The sequence below is a fragment of the Georgenia sp. EYE_87 genome (genome assembly GCF_023148685.1).
GTDB lineage: Bacteria > Actinomycetota > Actinomycetes > Actinomycetales > Actinomycetaceae > Georgenia.
Genome location: NZ_JAHXNL010000004.1, coordinates 237,407 through 253,637 on the forward strand (window position 1 = coordinate 237,407; position 16,231 = coordinate 253,637).

Genomic DNA, 16,231 nt, shown 5'->3' on the forward strand with positions numbered 1-16,231 from the left:
CTGCCGCGATGAACCGACCGGACGAGTCCTCAGAACCGCTCGCGAGCGCGGTGCGCCGGCTGCGCGAGGCGCGGCGCCGTGCCCGTACGGCGCTCGTCGAGCCGGCCCCGCCCCGCCCCCGCCCGCTGCCGCCGACCGGCCGCGCCGGCCGGAACCTCCCGGCCGCCATCGGGGTGGGGCTGGGCCTGCTGACGGTCGTCGCCCTGAGCCTGTTCGTGCGCCGCGAGGCGTTCGTGGTCCTGGTGGTCCTCGCCGTCTGCGGGGCCCTGTGGGAGCTCGCGGCGGCGGTGGGCCAGCGCCACATCCGCATCCCGGTGCTCCCGCTGTGGGTGGGGGCGGTCGGCATCCTCGTCTCCGCCTGGGTGGCGGGGCCGGAGGCGATGCTGATGGCCTTCACGCTCACCGCGGGCGGGGTCTTCGTCTGGCGGGTGCTCGACGGCGGGGGCATGGACGCCGTGCGCGACGCCTCGGCCGGCATCTTCGCGGCCGCCTACGTCCCGTACCTGGCGGGGTTCGCGGTCCTGCTCCTGCGCGAGCCCGACGGCCCGTTGCTCGTGGTCGCCTTCCTGCTGGTGACCATCGCCAACGACACCGGCGGCTACATCGCCGGGGTGCTGTTCGGCAGGACCCCGATGGCGCCGTCGATCAGTCCGAAGAAGTCCTGGGAGGGCCTGGCCGGGTCGTGGCTGCTCGCCACCGCCGTCGCGGTGGTGATGATCACCCCGGTGCTCGGCGGACCCTGGTGGGGCGGGCTGCTGCTCGGGACCGTCGCCGTCGCGGCCGCCACCACCGGCGACCTGGCGGAGTCCCTGCTCAAGCGCGACCTCGGGCTGAAGGACATGGGCTCGCTGCTGCCCGGCCACGGCGGGATCATGGACCGCCTCGACTCCCTCCTCGTCTGCGCCCCGGTGTCCTACCTGGTCCTGCGCGCGGTGCTCTGAGGATGGGCGCCGGATGAGAGGATTGTCGACGTCATGACGCAGCAGCCCCCCGCCCAGCCGCAGGTCCGCCCCGCCCACGAGGGCCCCGGGGACCGTCCCACCCTCACCTTCACCGCGCGCCGGCGCGGCAAGCCGCCGCGCCACCTCGCGGACCTGACGACGGCGGAACGCGCCGCCGCCGCCGTCGAGCTGGGGCTGCCCGCCTTCCGGGCCGACCAGGTCTCCCGGCACTACTTCGACCACCTGACCCGCGACCCGGCCGAGATGACGGACCTGCCCGCCGGAGCGCGCGAGCAGATCGCCGAGACCCTCGTGCCCGAGCTGGTCACCAACGTCCGCGACCTCACCGCGGACCAGGGGGCGACCGTGAAGTCGCTGTGGCGCCTCTTCGACGGCGCCATGGTCGAGTCCGTCCTCATGCGCTACGCCGACCGGACCACGCTGTGCGTCTCCTCCCAGGCCGGCTGCGGCATGGCCTGCCCCTTCTGCGCCACCGGGCAGCAGGGCCTGACCCGCAACCTCTCCACGGCGGAGATCGTCGAGCAGGTCCGGCTGGCCGCCATGGCGTCCCGCGACGGCGACCTCGCCGGAGGCCCGACGCACCTGCGCAACGTCGTCTTCATGGGCATGGGCGAGCCCATGGCCAACTACAAGGCCGTGATCGGCGCCGTGCGCCGGATGGTCGACCCGACGCCCGCCGGCCTCGGGCTCTCCGCCCGCCACATCACGGTCTCCACCGTCGGGCTCGTGCCGGCCATCGACAAGCTGGCCAAGGAGGGCATCCCGGTCACCCTCGCCGTCTCCCTCCACGCCCCCGACGACGGGCTGCGCGACGAGCTCATCCCGATCAACTCGCGCTGGAAGGTCGGCGAGCTCCTCGACGCCGCACGCCGCTACTTCGAGGCCACCGGCCGGCGGGTCAGCATCGAGTACGCCCTGATCAAGGACATGAACGACCACGCCTGGCGCGCCCAGCTCCTCGCCGACGAGCTGAACCGGCGCGGGCGCGGGTGGGTGCACGTCAACCCCATCCCGCTGAACCCCACCCCGGGCTCGGTCTGGACGGCGAGCGAACGGGCGGTCGAGGCGGAGTTCGTCGACACGCTGCGACGTGCCGGGATCCCGACGACGGTGCGGGATACTCGCGGCAGCGACATCGACGGCGCGTGCGGTCAGCTCGCCGCGGAGGTGCTGGACCAGCCACGCGAGACGACGACGGCTATGGAGGAGCAGGAGCAGGGATGACGACGATGTTCCCGCCGGCGGGGCGCTGGCGCACGGGGTACGACCGCGAGCAGGTGGAGGAGTTCTTCACCCGGGCCCGCGCCGCGTACGAGAGCGGTGAGAACGGCACGCCGACCGACAGCCTCGACGAGAACGACGTCCGGACGGCCGCGTTCGACCTGGTGCGCGACGGCTACGCCACCTCGGCCGTCGACGCCGCCCTGGACCGTCTCGAGGCGGCGTTCGTCCAGCGCCGCCGCACCCGGTTCGTCGCCGAGCACGGTGAGGCCGCCTGGATGGACCGCATCGCCGACCAGGCGACGACCCTCTACCCGCGGCTGCTGCGCCCGGCGGGGGAGCGGTTCCGGGCGCCGGAGCGCGGCCGCGGCTACGACCGGGACGCCGTCGACGCCCTGCTCGAGCGACTCGTGGCCTACTTCGACGACGGCGGCGAGCTGACCTCCGGCGAGCTGCGGTCGACCACCTTCCCCAGCGCCCGCGCCTCCCGCGCCTACCACGAGGGCACCGTGGACGCCTACCTCGACCGCGCCGTCGAGGTCCTCGTCGCGGTCGAGTGAGCGTGGCCGCCCCCACCGACGTCGTCCTGCTCGGCTCCACCGGCTCCATCGGCACCCAGGCCCTCGAGGTCGTCACCGCGGCCGGGCCGGGTGCCTTCCGGGTGCGGGCCCTGTCCGCCGGCGGGGCCAACCTGGAGCTGCTCGCCGAGCAGGCCCTCGCGTTCGACGTCCCCGTGGTCGCGATCGCCGACGACGGCCAGGCCGGGCGCCTGCGCGACCTGCTCGCCGACGGGGCGCGGCGCACGGGCACCCGGAGCGTCCCCGAGGTCCTCGCGGGGCCGGGTGCGGCCGCCGAGGTCGCCGGGTCCCTCTCCGGCGGGCCGGGCCGCGCCGTCGTCCTGAACGGGATCACCGGGTCCGTGGGGCTCGAGCCCACCCTCGCCGCCCTGCGCTCCGGGGCCACGCTGGCCCTGGCCAACAAGGAGTCCCTCGTGGTCGGCGGGGCGCTCGTGCGGGCGGCGCAGACCCGGCCCGGGCAGGTCGTCCCGGTCGACTCCGAGCACTCCGCCATCGCGCAGGCGCTGCGCGGCGGTCGCCACGAGAAGGGCATGACCAGCGAGGTCGTCACCGGGGCCAGCGAGGTCCGCCGGCTCGTCCTGACCGCCTCCGGCGGCCCGTTCCGTGGCCGCACACGGGCCGAGCTGTCCGCCGTCACGCCCGAGCAGGCGCTCGCCCACCCCACCTGGGCCATGGGCCCGGTCGTCACGGTCAACTCCTCCACCCTCGTCAACAAGGGGCTGGAGCTCATCGAGGCGCACCTGCTCTTCGACGTGCCCGCCGAGGACGTGACAGTGGTGGTGCACCCGCAGTCCGTCGTCCACTCGATGGTGGAGTTCGTCGACGGCTCGACCCTCGCCCAGGCGAGCCCGCCCGACATGCGGCTGCCCATCGCCCTCGGGCTGACCTGGCCCGGGCGAGCGGGCGGCCTCGCGGCCCCCTGCCGGTGGGACGCCCCGACGGCGTGGACGTTCGAGCCGCTCGACGAGGAGGTCTTCCCCGCGGTGGCGCTCGCCCGCTCGGCGGCGGCCGCCTCGGCGACGCACCCGGCCGTGCTCAACGCGGCGAACGAGCAGTGCGTGGCGGCGTTCCTCGCCTCCCGGCTGCCGTACCTCGGGATCGTCGACGTCGTCGCCGAGGTCCTCGCCGAGCACGACGGCAGCGCCGAGCCCTCCCTGGAGGACGTGCTCGCCGTGGAGACCTGGGCGCGGTCCCGCGCCGACGAGCTGGTCGCCGCGCGTGCCTGACGGGAACCACCGCGGCCGGCCCCGCGTTGTCCGTGCGCGGGGCATGATTGAGCGGGCGGGTCCTGCCGGACGCCGCCCCTGCGCCGCGCCGGGCGCGCACCGACAACAGCCCCGACCGGGCGGAAGGAGGACGGACCGACCGTGGACTTCGTCATCGGCGTCCTCATCGTCGCCGTCGGCCTGATCCTGTCGATCGCCCTGCACGAGATCGGGCACCTCGTCCCGGCCAAGAAGTTCGGCGTCAAGGTGCCGCAGTACATGGTCGGCTTCGGCAGGACCCTGTGGTCGCGGACCGTGAACGGGACCGAGTACGGCTTCAAGGCCCTGCCGCTCGGCGGCTACGTCCGGATGGTCGGCATGTACCCGCCGGCCCGCGCGGGCGCCGCGCGCACCCGCCGCGACGGACGGCCCACCATGATCGAGGAGGCGCGGTCCGCGGCCCTGGAGGAGATCGAGCCGGGGGAGGAGCACCGGGCGTTCTACCGGCTCAGCGTCCCGAAGAAGCTCGTGGTCATGCTCGGCGGCCCCACCATGAACCTGCTGATCTCCGCGGTCCTGCTCGGTGCGGTCGTCACGGGCCTGGGCATGGGCCAGTACACGGCCACGCTCGGCACCGTCCAGCAGTGCCTGCCCTCGGACCCGGACGCCACCGAGTGCGCCGCCGAAGACCCCGCCGCACCGGGCGCGCAGGCGGGCCTGCGGCCCGGCGACGAGATCGTGGCGTGGGCCGGCACCCCCGTGGACGGCTGGGCGGACGTCACCGCCGCGATCGCCGCCAACGGCACCGGACCCGCCGCGGTCGAGGTGCTCCGGGACGGGGCACCCGCCACCGTGTCCGTCACGCCCGTGCTCGCCGAGCGCCCCGTCCTTGCGGAGGACGGCACCGTGGCCGTGGACGCCGACGGCGACGAGGTCACCGAGATGCGCCCCTACGTGGGCATCGGCCCCACCTTCGAGCTGGTCCGCCAGCCGGTGACGGCGGTGCCCGGCCTGGTGTGGAGCACCTTCACCGGGACGGTCGAGGTGGTCCTCACGCTGCCGCAGCGCCTCGTCGACGTGGCCCAGGCCGCGTTCGGCACCGAGGAGCGCGACCCGAGCGTGGTCGGGCTCATCGGTGTGGGCCGCTTCGCCGGGGAGATCGCCTCCCTCGACGGCGAGGGGTACGGCGTCGCGGAGCGCAGCGCCGACATGCTCTCCCTCCTCGTCTCGCTCAACATGGCCCTGTTCGTCTTCAACCTCGTCCCGCTCCTCCCGCTCGACGGCGGCCACATCGCCGGGGCCCTGTGGGAGGGCGCCCGCCGGCAGGTGGCCCGCTGGCGCCACGCCCCCGACCCGGGCCCGGTGGACACGGCCCGGCTGCTGCCGGCGACCTACGTCGTCGTCGCCCTCATGCTCGGGATGAGCGTGCTGCTCGCGTACGCCGACATCGTGCGCCCGATCAGCCTCACCGGTTAGCGCGCGGCGGCGGCCTCGCGGCGGCGGCCTCGCGGCGGCGGTCCCGCGGGCATGGCGACGCTCACGCCGCCCCGGGGTGGGGCCTGGACGGGTCGGATGCGATACTTGCCCGGTGAGCACCCCCATCTCCCTCGGTATGCCGACCGTCAAGGAAGCGCCGCCCGTGCTGTCCCCGCGCCGGAAGACGCGGAAGATCCGGGTGGGCTCGGTCGAGGTCGGTGGCGACGCGCCCGTGTCGGTGCAGTCGATGACTACCACCAAGACCCACGACATCAACGCCACGCTCCAGCAGATCGCCGAGCTGACCGCCTCGGGCTGCGACATCGTGCGCGTGGCCTGCCCGACGGACAAGGACGCCGAGGCGCTGCCGATCATCGCGAAGAAGTCGCAGATCCCGGTGATCGCGGACATCCACTTCCAGCCGAAGTATGTCTTCGCCGCGATCGAGGCCGGGTGCGGCGCCGTGCGCGTCAACCCGGGCAACATCCGCAAGTTCGACGACCAGGTCAAGGAGATCTCCCGGGCCGCCAAGGACGCCGGCGTCTCCCTGCGCATCGGCGTCAACGCCGGCTCGCTCGACCGACGGCTGCTCCAGAAGTACGGCAAGGCCACCCCGGAGGCGCTCGTCGAGTCGGCCGTGTGGGAGGCGTCCCTGTTCGAGGAGCACGACTTCCACGACTTCAAGATCTCCGTCAAGCACAACGACCCGGTGGTCATGGTGCGGGCCTACGAGCTGCTCTCCGAGCAGGGCGACTGGCCGCTCCACCTCGGCGTCACCGAGGCGGGCCCGGCGTTCCAGGGCACCATCAAGTCGGCCACGGCGTTCGGCGCGCTCCTGAGCCAGGGGATCGGCGACACCATCCGCGTCTCGCTCTCCGCCCCGCCTGTGGAGGAGGTCAAGGTCGGCAACCAGATCCTGGAGTCGCTGAACCTGCGGCCCCGCAAGCTCGAGATCGTCTCCTGCCCGTCCTGCGGGCGCGCGCAGGTGGACGTCTACGAGCTCGCCGACTCCGTCACCGCGGGCCTGGAGGGCATGAGCGTGCCGCTGCGCGTCGCCGTCATGGGTTGCGTCGTCAACGGCCCGGGCGAGGCCCGCGAGGCCGACCTCGGCGTCGCCTCCGGCAACGGCAAGGGCCAGATCTTCGTCAAGGGCGAGGTCATCAAGACCGTGCCCGAGGACCAGATCGTGGAGACGCTGATCGCCGAGGCCAACCGCATCGCCGCCGAGATGGGCGAGCCGGTCGACGGCCCCACGCCCGGCGGCGCGCCGGTCGTCACCGTCGGCTGACGGCAGGGTCGCGCGTGGCGCTGTGGCGCCGGCACCCGGGCGCCGTCCGGGCGCTGGACGGGCGTGACCGGGAGGCGGCGCTGGACCTGTGCCGCCGTGACCCGGTGGGTTCGGTGCTGGCCGCGGTCCAGGCGGAGCGGCTGGGGGAGCCGGGACCGCCGGGCACGGAGATGCTCGGCGTCTTCGACCACGACCCCGAGACCCCCGAGGCGCTCTGCTGGGCAGGCGCCAACCTCGTGCCGGTCCAGCTGCGCCGCGGTGCCCTGCTCGACGAGGTCGTCGAGCACCTGCGCCGCCGCAGACGGCGGTGCTCCTCCATCGTCGGGCCGGCGGAGGAGGTCCTCCCGCTGTGGGAGCGCCTCGCCCCGGTCTGGTCCCCGCCTCGCGAGGTGCGCCCCGACCAGCCCTCGCTGGTCATCGACGCCGACCCCGCCGTCGACCCCGACCCGCAGGTGCGACTCGCGAGCCTGGACGAGGTCGCCCACGTGGTCCCCGCGAGCGTCGCCATGTTCACCGAGGAGGTTGGCTACGACCCGACCGCCGTCGGCGGCGCCTACGCCGCGCGCGTCGCCGAGCTGGTCGCCGGCGGCCGGACCTACGTGCGCACCGAGGACGCCGAGGACGGGCCCGAGGTGATCTTCAAGGCGGACGTCGGCGCGCTGGCGCTGGGCGTGGCCCAGGTCCAGGGCGTGTGGGTCCACCCGGAGCACCGCGGCCGAGGTCTCGCGACGGCGGGGATGGCGGCCGTCGTGGCCGACGTCCGCGCCAGGCTGGCTCCCACCGTCTCGCTCTACGTCAACAGCTACAACGCCGCGGCGCTGGCCACCTACGACCGGGTGGGCTTCCGCCGGGTCGGCACCTACGCCACGGTCCTCTTCTAGCCCGGGTGACGGCGGCGGTATCGGAGCAGTCGTCGTGATGGTCGGGGCCGGGAGCAGGAGGTGCGCGGCCGACCAGACCCATCGAAGGCGCTTGCGACTGTAGCGCCGCACTGATACAAAGTGTGTCACTGTCGTGGCTCACCTGGAGGTGCCGCATGGGCGCGGTTGTCATGCTGGTCTTCCGCGACATGCTGCTCGGGCTGATCGGGGCGGTGCTCGTCGTGGCACTGCGCACCTGGCGCCGTCGACCGGCGGTCCGCCGGGCGGCACGCGCGTCGATGATCGCCGGGGCGTCCCTGGGGATCCTGATGATGGTCGCGACCGTGGGGGCGAGTATCGGGCCGTTCTTCGGCCTCCCGGACTTCTTCACCGACGTCTTGGTGCCGGCGCGATTCGTCGTGCCGCTGGTGGCGGGGATGCTCGCGGTGACTGTCGCCCTGCTGCCGCGGGCGGCGCGGCGGCACGACGGGGCGTCGGTGGTGCTGGCCCGCAGGACGCTGCTGACGTTCGCCCCACGCGGCGGACTCGGCGCCCTGGGGGCCGTCGTCGCGGTGGTCCTGGCCCTGACGTTGGCCGCCGGGACGGCGTCACGGCGCGACGTCGACGGGCGGTGGCGGGAGTACTGGGTGGATGTCGGGGTGATGAGCATGGGGACGGAGATCTACGGCTGGTACTACTCCGTGCCGGCCCTGGCGCTCCTCGCCGCCCTGCTGGTGCTGGTGGTCGGCGCGCTGGCCGTGATCGCGCGTCCGCCGTTGGCCGCCGACGTCGCCGCGGACACCGCGACCCGACGCTGGCGGGCCCGGCACGTGCTCACGCTGGCCACCGGTGCGGTGCTGCTGCACCTGTCGCGCGTTCTGGCCTCGCTGTCAGGCACCGCGTCGATGGAGGGCGGGACGTCGACGACCGACGGCTGGATGGTCGCCTACGGCAGGTTCGCCGGCCTGGAGGGACCCCTGCTCGTCGCTTCCCAGCTGGCCGGCGCCGTCGGCTGGGCCTGTTGGTTCCTCGTCCTGCTCGCCGCCCTCACCACGGTGTCGAACCCACCGGTGCAAGCGGTGCCGGCCACGGACGACCGGGTGCGCTGACCGTGCCGCTCCTGCTGACCCTGACGGACGGGACCTCGCCTGCCGACCAGGTCCGCGACCAGATCCACGGACTCATCGCCACCGGGCGCCTCGCGGCCGGTGAGCGCCTGCCCTCGGTGCGCCAGCTCGCGCACGACCTCGGCGTCGCGCCCGGGACGATCGCCAAGGCGTTCCGGGCGCTGGAGGCCGACGGTCTCCTGGAGAGTCGGATCGGCTCCGGGACGCGCGTGAGCCACACTGCGGGCGCCACGACCCAGAACGTCCTCGAGCACGCCAGGACGCTGGCGGCCGCCGGCATCGCCGAAGGTCTCGACGTCGAGGACGCCGTTCGCGTGCTTCGCGCCGTCTGGACCGACCACCCGGGCGACGTCCGGACCTGAGCGCGCGGCGGCCACAGGGGAGTGGCTACGGCAGGTGTCGAGCTGAACTTCTCGGGCGCAGGGGCCAGGGGCGGGTGCTGTCGCTCCAGGGCCACCCCCAGGGGCCGACGTACATCGCTACTCTCACGTCATGTCGACCTATGCCCGTCCGGTGTGGGCGGAGCCGGTCTTCCACGATGCGCACGGCCGCGCGTTCACCTACGGCGACCGATGGGGCGGCGAGTCTCCACCTGAGGACAAGTACAGCGTCGACTCCCACCCTGAGCGGTTCGCGCCCCTCCACGAGGTCGCGGACGCTCTCGTCACGCACCTCCTCGGCACGTATGACGTTGGGACGGATGACGACCTGTCCTGCGCCGCCGACCTGTTGCACCCCCGAGAGGACGTCGTCCGGGCGGTGCGGCTCACCCCGACTGATCCAGACGCCGCGCCCATGACCTTCGTCTGGACCTCTTATCCCGGTGTCGTCATCCACGCGGGGGTCCTGCACGACTTCCCCTATCCGAACTGCGGATGCGACGCCTGCGACGAGACCGCGGGGTCGCAGGCCGAAGAGATGGAGTACCAAGTCTTCGCCGTTGCTGCTGGTGGGTACCGCGAGGCGGTGCGTGGACGGCTGAGCCCGTGGATCGACACGGCGCTCCGCGCACCGGACGGTTCACGGTCGGGCACCAGCAGTTCCCGGGTGTCCGCCGCACTCGACCGGTCGCGGCTGACCGGGGGACGCCGCCGTCTGCGGTCACTGCCGAACGGGTGGCAACCATGGCCCGTGCGCGCGTCGCACCTCTCGTAGCGCCGGCACACTGCCGGCCCACCCCTCTCTCTCCGCCGCCGCCGCCTCAGCGCAGCAGCTTGGACATCCGCCGGTCGGCGAGGATCTTGCCCTCGGTCTGGCACGCGGGGCAGTACTGCAGCGAGGAGTCGGCGAACGAGACCTCCCGGACCGTGTCCCCGCACACCGGGCACGGCTGACCGGTCCGGCCATGCACCCGCATGCTCCGCCGCTTGCTGTCCTTCAGCTCCGCCGCGGGCTTGCCCGACGCCTGCTCGACGGCGGAGCGGAGCACCTCCTCGATCGCCCGGTGCAGCCGGGCGACGGTCTCCTCGTCGAACGACCTGGTGAGGGCGAAGGGGCTGATGCGGGCGGCGTGGAGGATCTCGTCGGAGTACGCGTTGCCGATCCCCGCGATGACCGACTGGTCCCGCAGCAGGCCCTTGACCTGCTGGTTGCGGGCCGCCAGCAGCTCGCGCAGCCGGTCCAAGGTAAGCTCCGCCGGCTCGACCCCCAGGGTCGCGATCGCCTCCACGGCCTCCGGACGCGGCACCACGTGGACGGCCAGGCGCTTGCGCGTGCCCGCCTCGGTGAGGTCGAAACCGGCGCTGTCGTCCAGCCGCACCCGCAGCGCGATCGGCGAGCGGCCCGGCCGGACGGCGGTGCGGGGCACCTCGTCGTACCAGCGCAGCCAGCCGGCCCGGGCGAGGTGGAAGACCAGGTGGAGCGGCTCGCCGTCGCCGGTGGTGACGACGTCAATCCACTTGCCGTGGCGGGCAACGTCGAAGACCTGCCGTCCCACCAGCTCGGCGGGCGCGGGGGCGAACGTCTTCAGCGCGCTGATCGCGCCCACCTCGACGGCGTCCAGGGTGCGGCCGACCGCGCGCTCGCGCAGGAACCGGGCCAGCCCCTCCACCTCCGGCATCTCGGGCATGGCCCCATCCTGCCCCCGGCGGCGCCGGGCCGCGGCCGGAACCGACCCACGCGCCCGGGCCCATCCCGCGCCGGCCCATCGCGCGCCCGGCCCCGCCTGCGTCCGGGCGGCGGGCGGTCGTCCTGGCGGGCGTGCCCGCCTCGGTAGGCTGGCCCGCGTGCTGATGAAGATGTCGTCCCTTTTCGTGCGGACCCTGCGGGAGGACCCGGCCGACGCCGAGGTCGCGAGCCACCGCCTCCTGGTGCGGGCGGGCTACATCCGCCGCGCGGCCCCCGGGATCTACTCCTGGCTGCCGCTGGGCCTGAGGGTGCTGGCCAAGGTCGAGCAGATCGTGCGCGAGGAGATGGACGCCATCGGCGGCCAGGAGGTCCACTTCCCCGCGCTGCTGCCCAAGGAGCCCTACGAGGCCAGCGGCCGCTGGGTCGAGTACGGGCCGAACATCTTCCGCCTGCAGGACCGCAAGGGCGCCGACTACCTCCTCGCGCCGACGCACGAGGAGATGTTCACCCTCCTCGTCAAGGACCTCTACAGCTCCTACAAGGACCTGCCGCTCGCGCTGTACCAGATCCAGACGAAGTACCGCGACGAGGCCCGGCCCCGGGCGGGGCTGATCCGCGGCCGCGAGTTCATCATGAAGGACGCCTACTCCTTCGACGTCGACGACGCCGGGCTCGAGCGCTCCTACAACCTCCAGCGTGAGGCGTACCAGCGCATCTTCGACCGGCTCGGGCTCGAGTACGTCATCGTGCGGGCGATGAGCGGGGCCATGGGCGGCTCCCGCAGCGAGGAGTTCCTCCACCCGACGGCGATCGGGGAGGACACGTTCGTGCGCTCGCCGGGCGGGTACGCGGCCAACGTCGAGGCGGTCACCACCCCCGTGCCCGACCCCCTCCCGTTCGACGGGCTGCCGGCCGCCGAGGTGCTCGACACCCCGGACTCGCCGACCATCGACACCCTCGTCGACGCCGCGAACCGGCTGCACCCGCGGGCCGAGGGGCCCTGGACGGCCGCGGACACCCTCAAGAACGTCGTCCTGGCCCTGCGCCACCCGGACGGCAGCCGCGAGCTCGTCGCCGTCGGCCTGCCCGGGGACCGCGAGGTGGACCTCAAGCGGCTCCAGGCCGCCGTCGAGCCGGCCGAGGTCGAGGCCGCGACCGACGAGGATCTCAGGTCCCGCCCGGAGATCGTCAAGGGTTACCTGGGTCCCGCCGTCCTCGGGCCCAACGGAGCGCCCCGCGAGCACGACGGCGACGGCCGCCCCGTCTCGGGCGCCATCAGGTACCTGCTCGACCCGCGGGTGGTTCCCGGGACCGCCTGGATCACCGGCGCCGACGAGGCGGGCAAGCACGTCTTCGGGCTCGTGGCCGGGCGCGACTTCACCGCCGACGGCACCATCGAGGCCGCCGAGGTCCGCGCCGGCGACCCCGCGCCCGACGGCTCCGGCCCGCTCGAGCTCGCCCGCGGCATCGAGATCGGCCACATCTTCGCCCTCGGCCGCAAGTACGCCGAGGCCCTCGACCTGAAGGTGCTCGACCAGAACGGCAAGGCCGTCGTGGTGACGATGGGCTCCTACGGCATCGGCGTCACGCGGGCGCTGGCCGCGCTCGCCGAGGGCAACAACGACGAGAACGGTCTCGTCTGGCCCATGCAGGTGGCGCCCGCCCACGTGCACGTGCTCGCCACCGGCAAGGGGCAGGAGATCTTCGACACCGCCGCGCGCCTGGCCCGCGAGCTCGAGGCGGTCGGCGTGGAGGTGCTCTACGACGACCGGCCCAAGGTCTCCGCGGGGGTGAAGTTCGCCGACTCCGAGCTGATCGGCGTCCCGCTCAGCCTCGTCGTGGGCCGCGGGCTCGCCGACGGCGTGGTCGAGATCCGGCGCCGCGCCGGCGGCGAGCGCGAGGAGATCGCCCCCGAGCTCGCTGTCGCGCGGGTGCGCGAGCTCGTCGACGAGGCGCTCGCGGGCTGACGCCCCGCCCCGCCCCGCTCAGCCCAGGCCGGGCAGCGCGGGCAGCGTGCCGCCGGCGCCCACCAGGCGGCGGGCGCTGTCCGCCGCGGCGTCCACGAGGGCGCCGCGGCCGTCCGGGCTGACCAGCCCGAGGCTGAAGACCCAGTGCTCGAGCAGCCGGTGCTCGGCGTCGACGACGGCGGCCTGCTCCGCGGTCAGGCCCGCCTCCGCGTCGGCGCCGGGCAGGTCGTAGACGCCCAGACGCTCGTCCGGCGCGCCCTCCTCCACGGCCGCGTCCACCAGCGACTGCAGGTGCGCCGCGCGCGCGACGGCCGACTCGCGCGCCGCTCCGTCGGAGCGGGCGGCCACGGTCTCGTACGCGAACCGGGCCTGGTCCAGCACCCGCAGCGTCGGTCCGTCGACGCCGCGCACCAGCAGCGCCTCCCGGGTCAGCGGCGCGGCCGCGGGCTCCGGCGCGGCGGCCCCCGTGGCCGCCGCGACCTGCGCCGCCGCGTGCGCGCGCGAGAGCGACACGGCGGCCAGCACGGCGGCCAGGTCGTCGGTGGGCGCGGCCACCGCCCCCTCGCGGGCGTCGGCGGCGCCGGTCGTCAGCAGCTCCAGGACGTCGGCGGCGTCGGGGTCGGGCACGGCGGCGGTGGGCGCGGGCTCCGGCGCGACGGCGCCCTCGGGCGCCCCCTCCGGCCAGGCCACCCACACCCCGCCGAGCGCGTCCAGGTGCGCCTCGGCCTCCGCCCCGACCCGGGTCAGCAGGTCCGCAGTCGCCCCCTCGGCCGTGACCTCGGACACGGTGCCGGCGATGGTGGCGGCCTCGGCCACGGCGTCCTGGCGGAGCTCCTCGGCGACGTCCGGGCTCGGCGCCACCGGGGGCGGGGTCTCGAGCCGGAGGCCGCAGCCGGCCAGCGAGAGGGCCGCCAGCGCGGTGGTCACGGCGACCGCGGCGCGGCGTCGCGGCGGGCGGTGACGGCGGGGCGGGACCGGGCCGGCGGCGGCGGTGTGGGAGGGCATCGGGGCCGATCCTCCCACGCCCCGCGGCGCGCGGGTGCGCCGCACGGTTGAGTAGAGTCGACCTCTGTCCAGACCGTCCGACCAGGAGCGACACCCACGATGAGCCCCGCCCGTCCCACCGACCTGACCGACCGCCTGCGAGGTGCGCTCGGACCGGTCGTCGACGCCGCCGGTCTCTACCTCGAGGACGTCACCGTCGCCGCGGCGGGCCGCCGGAAGATCGTGCGCGTCGTGGTCGACCTCGCCGACGGCCCGGGCGGGGTGGACTCCGACCGGCTCAGCGAGGTCTCCCGGCAGATCTCCGCCCTGCTCGACGACGTCGACCTGGTCGAGGGGGCCTACACCCTGGAGGTCTCCACCCCGGGCGCCGACCGTCCGCTCCGCGAGCCGCGGCACTACCGCCGCGCCGTCGGGCGCCTGGTGCGGGCCCGGACCACGGACGGGCGCGAGCTGACCGGCCGGCTGCGCGAGGCGGACGACGTCGCCGCAGTGCTCGACGTCGACGGCCGTCGCCAGGAGCTTCCCTACGCCGAGGTCGCCGACGCCCGCGTCGAGCTCGAGCTCAACCGTCCCGACCAGGCCTGAGGAGCAGACCATGGACATCGACATGACCGCCCTCCGCCTGATCGAGAGCGAACGCGGCATCAGCCTGGACGTCCTCGTGCGCGCGATCGAGGAGGCCCTGCTCCTGGCGTACCACCGCACCCCCGGCGCGGTGGCCAAGGCCCGGGTCGAGCTCGACAAGCGCACCGGCCGCGTCACGGTGCTGGCCACCGAGGTGGACGAGGAGGGCAACGAGATCGGCGAGTTCGACGACACGCCGTCGGGCTTCGGCCGCATCGCCACCGCCACCGCCCGCTCCGTCATCGTCCAGCGGCTGCGGGACGCCGAGGACGACCAGGTCATGGGCAACTACCGCGACAAGGCGGGGGAGCTCGTCTCCGGCATCGTCCAGCAGGGCCGTGACCCGCGCGTGGTGCTCGTCGACATCGGCGACCTCGAGGCGGTGCTGCCCCAGCACGAGCAGGTCCCCACGGAGAGCTACGTCCACGGCGACCGGCTGCGGGCCTACGTCATCGACGTCTCCCGCGGCTCGAAGGGCCCCTCCGTCACGCTCTCGCGCACCCACCCCAACCTCGTGAAGAAGCTCTTCGCCCTCGAGGTCCCCGAGGTCGCCGACGGCAGCGTGGAGATCGTGGCCCTGGCCCGCGAGGCCGGGCACCGCACCAAGATGGCCGTGCGGGCCACCGTGCCGGGCCTCAACGCCAAGGGCGCGTGCATCGGCCCGATGGGCCAGCGGGTCCGCGCCGTGATGGCCGAGCTCGCGGGGGAGAAGATCGACATCGTCGACTACTCCGACGACCCGGCCGCCTTCGTGGCCAGCGCGCTCTCGCCGTCGAAGGTCTCCAGCGTGGAGATCGTGGACGAGGCCGCCCGTGCCGCGCGCGTCGTCGTCCCGGACTACCAGCTCTCCCTCGCCATCGGCAAGGAGGGGCAGAACGCCCGGCTCGCCGCCCGGCTGACCGGCTGGCGGATCGACATCCACTCGGACACCGAGGACACCGGCGCGTCCGACGTCACAGACGCCGCCGTCGAGCCGGGGAAGCACGCCGGCGGCCCGCAGGGGTAGAGTGTCCGGTGGGCACGTGCCCGGAATCCATGAGTAGACGCAGCGAGACACCCAGGCCCGACGGGCCGGTGCGGACCTGCGTCGGGTGCCGGGGCCGGGCCCCGAGGTCCGCCCTGGTCCGCCTGGTCCTGGCCGACGTCACGCCCCGCGTGGCCGTCGACCCGGAACGGAGCGCTCCCGGGCGGGGCGCCTGGCTCCACCCGAGCCGGGAGTGCCTGGACCTCGCCCTGCGGCGCCGAGCGATCGGCCGGGCCCTGCGAGCAGCGGGACCGGTCGGCACCGACGCGGTGGCGGCGTGGTTCGACCAGCACATCAGTCGCCGGACGCCCGATGCGCCCGGCGATCACGAGTCATCGACCGAGAAAGCGGGTTGGAAGCCGATGGGCACCCGATGAGTACCCAGCGATGAGCTGCCAGCACTAAAGACGGTCCTCCCTGTCCCGGGACGGACCGAGACAGGAGAGTTGTGGCAAAGGTCCGCGTCCACGAGCTTGCCAAGGAGCTCGGCGTCGACAGCAAGACGGTTCTCGCGAAGTTGCGCGAGCAGGGAGAGTTCGTGAAGTCGGCGTCGTCGACGATCGAAGCTCCCGTCATCCGTCGGCTGCGCGAGGCATTCCCCGCCGCACAGGCGGAGGGCAACAGCCCGAAGAAGTCCGGGAGCGCCCCCGCCCCCACGAGGCCCGCCCCCAAGGCGGCACCGGCCCCGACGGCGGAGACCGCCGCCCCGGCCCCCCAGGCTCCGACCCCGGCGCCTGGTCCCGCACCCACGCCCGCCCGGCCGCCGGCCCCCGCCCCGACGGCGACCCCCGCCGCCGCGGCACCGGCAGCCCGTGCGCCGCAGGCCC

At 74.4% G+C, this 16,231-nt stretch carries 17 protein-coding genes; 15 read left to right on the top strand and 2 right to left on the bottom strand.

Annotated elements, in window-relative coordinates; genetic code table 11:
- Positions 1-8 precede the first annotated feature (8 nt).
- The 10 genes from KZX45_RS09055 to KZX45_RS09100 all read left to right on the top strand — a co-directional run bounded on the left by KZX45_RS09055 (position 9) and on the right by KZX45_RS09100 (position 9,872).
- Positions 9-941, top strand: coding sequence for a phosphatidate cytidylyltransferase (locus KZX45_RS09055; RefSeq protein WP_248257394.1), 933 nt, complete (start codon positions 9-11; stop codon positions 939-941).
- A gap of 33 nt (positions 942-974) precedes the next feature.
- Positions 975-2,186 (top strand): 23S rRNA (adenine(2503)-C(2))-methyltransferase RlmN, encoded by a 1,212-nt coding sequence (rlmN, locus tag KZX45_RS09060; RefSeq protein ID WP_248257395.1) that lies wholly within the window; start codon positions 975-977, stop codon positions 2,184-2,186.
- Positions 2,183-2,743, top strand: coding sequence for a DivIVA domain-containing protein (locus KZX45_RS09065; protein ID WP_248257396.1), 561 nt, complete (start codon positions 2,183-2,185; stop codon positions 2,741-2,743). Before rlmN ends, KZX45_RS09065 begins: the two co-directional genes overlap by 4 nt.
- Positions 2,740-3,987, top strand: coding sequence for a 1-deoxy-D-xylulose-5-phosphate reductoisomerase (gene dxr / locus KZX45_RS09070; RefSeq protein ID WP_374112577.1), 1,248 nt, complete (start codon positions 2,740-2,742; stop codon positions 3,985-3,987). Before KZX45_RS09065 ends, dxr begins: the two co-directional genes overlap by 4 nt.
- A gap of 141 nt (positions 3,988-4,128) precedes the next feature.
- Positions 4,129-5,442, top strand: coding sequence for a site-2 protease family protein (locus KZX45_RS09075; protein WP_248257398.1), 1,314 nt, complete (start codon positions 4,129-4,131; stop codon positions 5,440-5,442).
- Positions 5,443-5,578: 136 nt separating this feature from the next.
- Complete coding sequence (gene ispG / locus KZX45_RS09080; RefSeq protein ID WP_248257422.1) at positions 5,579-6,730, top strand: flavodoxin-dependent (E)-4-hydroxy-3-methylbut-2-enyl-diphosphate synthase; 1,152 nt, start codon at positions 5,579-5,581, stop codon at positions 6,728-6,730.
- A 14-nt stretch (positions 6,731-6,744) separates the two neighbouring features.
- Positions 6,745-7,611 carry a DUF4081 domain-containing GNAT family N-acetyltransferase gene (locus tag KZX45_RS09085; RefSeq protein ID WP_248257399.1) on the top strand — a complete coding sequence of 289 codons (867 nt, stop codon included), beginning with the start codon at positions 6,745-6,747 and terminating at the stop codon, positions 7,609-7,611.
- A 155-nt stretch (positions 7,612-7,766) separates the two neighbouring features.
- Positions 7,767-8,699, top strand: a complete 933-nt coding sequence (locus tag KZX45_RS09090) for a hypothetical protein (protein WP_248257400.1) — start codon at positions 7,767-7,769, stop codon at positions 8,697-8,699.
- A gap of 2 nt (positions 8,700-8,701) precedes the next feature.
- The gene (locus KZX45_RS09095) at positions 8,702-9,079 is read left to right on the top strand and encodes a GntR family transcriptional regulator (RefSeq protein WP_248257401.1); all 378 of its coding nucleotides are present in this window, start codon (positions 8,702-8,704) and stop codon (positions 9,077-9,079) included.
- A gap of 130 nt (positions 9,080-9,209) precedes the next feature.
- Positions 9,210-9,872 carry a DUF6226 family protein gene (locus KZX45_RS09100; RefSeq protein ID WP_248257402.1) on the top strand — a complete coding sequence of 221 codons (663 nt, stop codon included), beginning with the start codon at positions 9,210-9,212 and terminating at the stop codon, positions 9,870-9,872.
- A 46-nt stretch (positions 9,873-9,918) separates the two neighbouring features.
- Here KZX45_RS09100 and KZX45_RS09105 read toward each other — a convergent pair whose 3' ends face one another.
- Positions 9,919-10,785 carry an Fpg/Nei family DNA glycosylase gene (locus KZX45_RS09105; RefSeq protein ID WP_248257403.1) on the bottom strand — a complete coding sequence of 289 codons (867 nt, stop codon included), beginning with the start codon at positions 10,783-10,785 and terminating at the stop codon, positions 9,919-9,921.
- Between the two features lie 157 nt (positions 10,786-10,942).
- On the opposite strand from KZX45_RS09105, the gene KZX45_RS09110 reads away from it, so the two are divergent.
- A complete protein-coding gene (locus KZX45_RS09110) occupies positions 10,943-12,751 on the top strand; it encodes a proline--tRNA ligase (RefSeq protein WP_248257404.1) in 1,809 nt (602 codons plus the stop codon).
- Between the two features lie 18 nt (positions 12,752-12,769).
- On the opposite strand, the gene KZX45_RS09115 is transcribed toward KZX45_RS09110, so the two are convergent.
- Positions 12,770-13,756, bottom strand: a complete 987-nt coding sequence (locus KZX45_RS09115) for a hypothetical protein (RefSeq protein WP_248257405.1) — start codon at positions 13,754-13,756, stop codon at positions 12,770-12,772.
- Between the two features lie 99 nt (positions 13,757-13,855).
- Between KZX45_RS09115 and rimP the strand changes: the two genes are divergently transcribed.
- The 4 genes from rimP to KZX45_RS09135 form a co-directional block, all read left to right on the top strand.
- The gene (rimP, locus tag KZX45_RS09120; RefSeq protein ID WP_248257406.1) at positions 13,856-14,341 is read left to right on the top strand and encodes a ribosome maturation factor RimP; all 486 of its coding nucleotides are present in this window, start codon (positions 13,856-13,858) and stop codon (positions 14,339-14,341) included.
- A gap of 10 nt (positions 14,342-14,351) precedes the next feature.
- Positions 14,352-15,386 carry a transcription termination factor NusA gene (nusA, locus tag KZX45_RS09125; RefSeq protein ID WP_248257407.1) on the top strand — a complete coding sequence of 345 codons (1,035 nt, stop codon included), beginning with the start codon at positions 14,352-14,354 and terminating at the stop codon, positions 15,384-15,386.
- Positions 15,387-15,415: 29 nt separating this feature from the next.
- Entirely contained in the window at positions 15,416-15,781 is a 366-nt protein-coding gene (locus KZX45_RS09130; protein WP_248257408.1) for a YlxR family protein, read from the top strand.
- 71 nt (positions 15,782-15,852) lie between these two features.
- On the top strand, positions 15,853-16,231 hold a 379-nt coding region (locus tag KZX45_RS09135; RefSeq protein ID WP_248257409.1), incomplete at its 3' end, for a translation initiation factor IF-2 N-terminal domain-containing protein.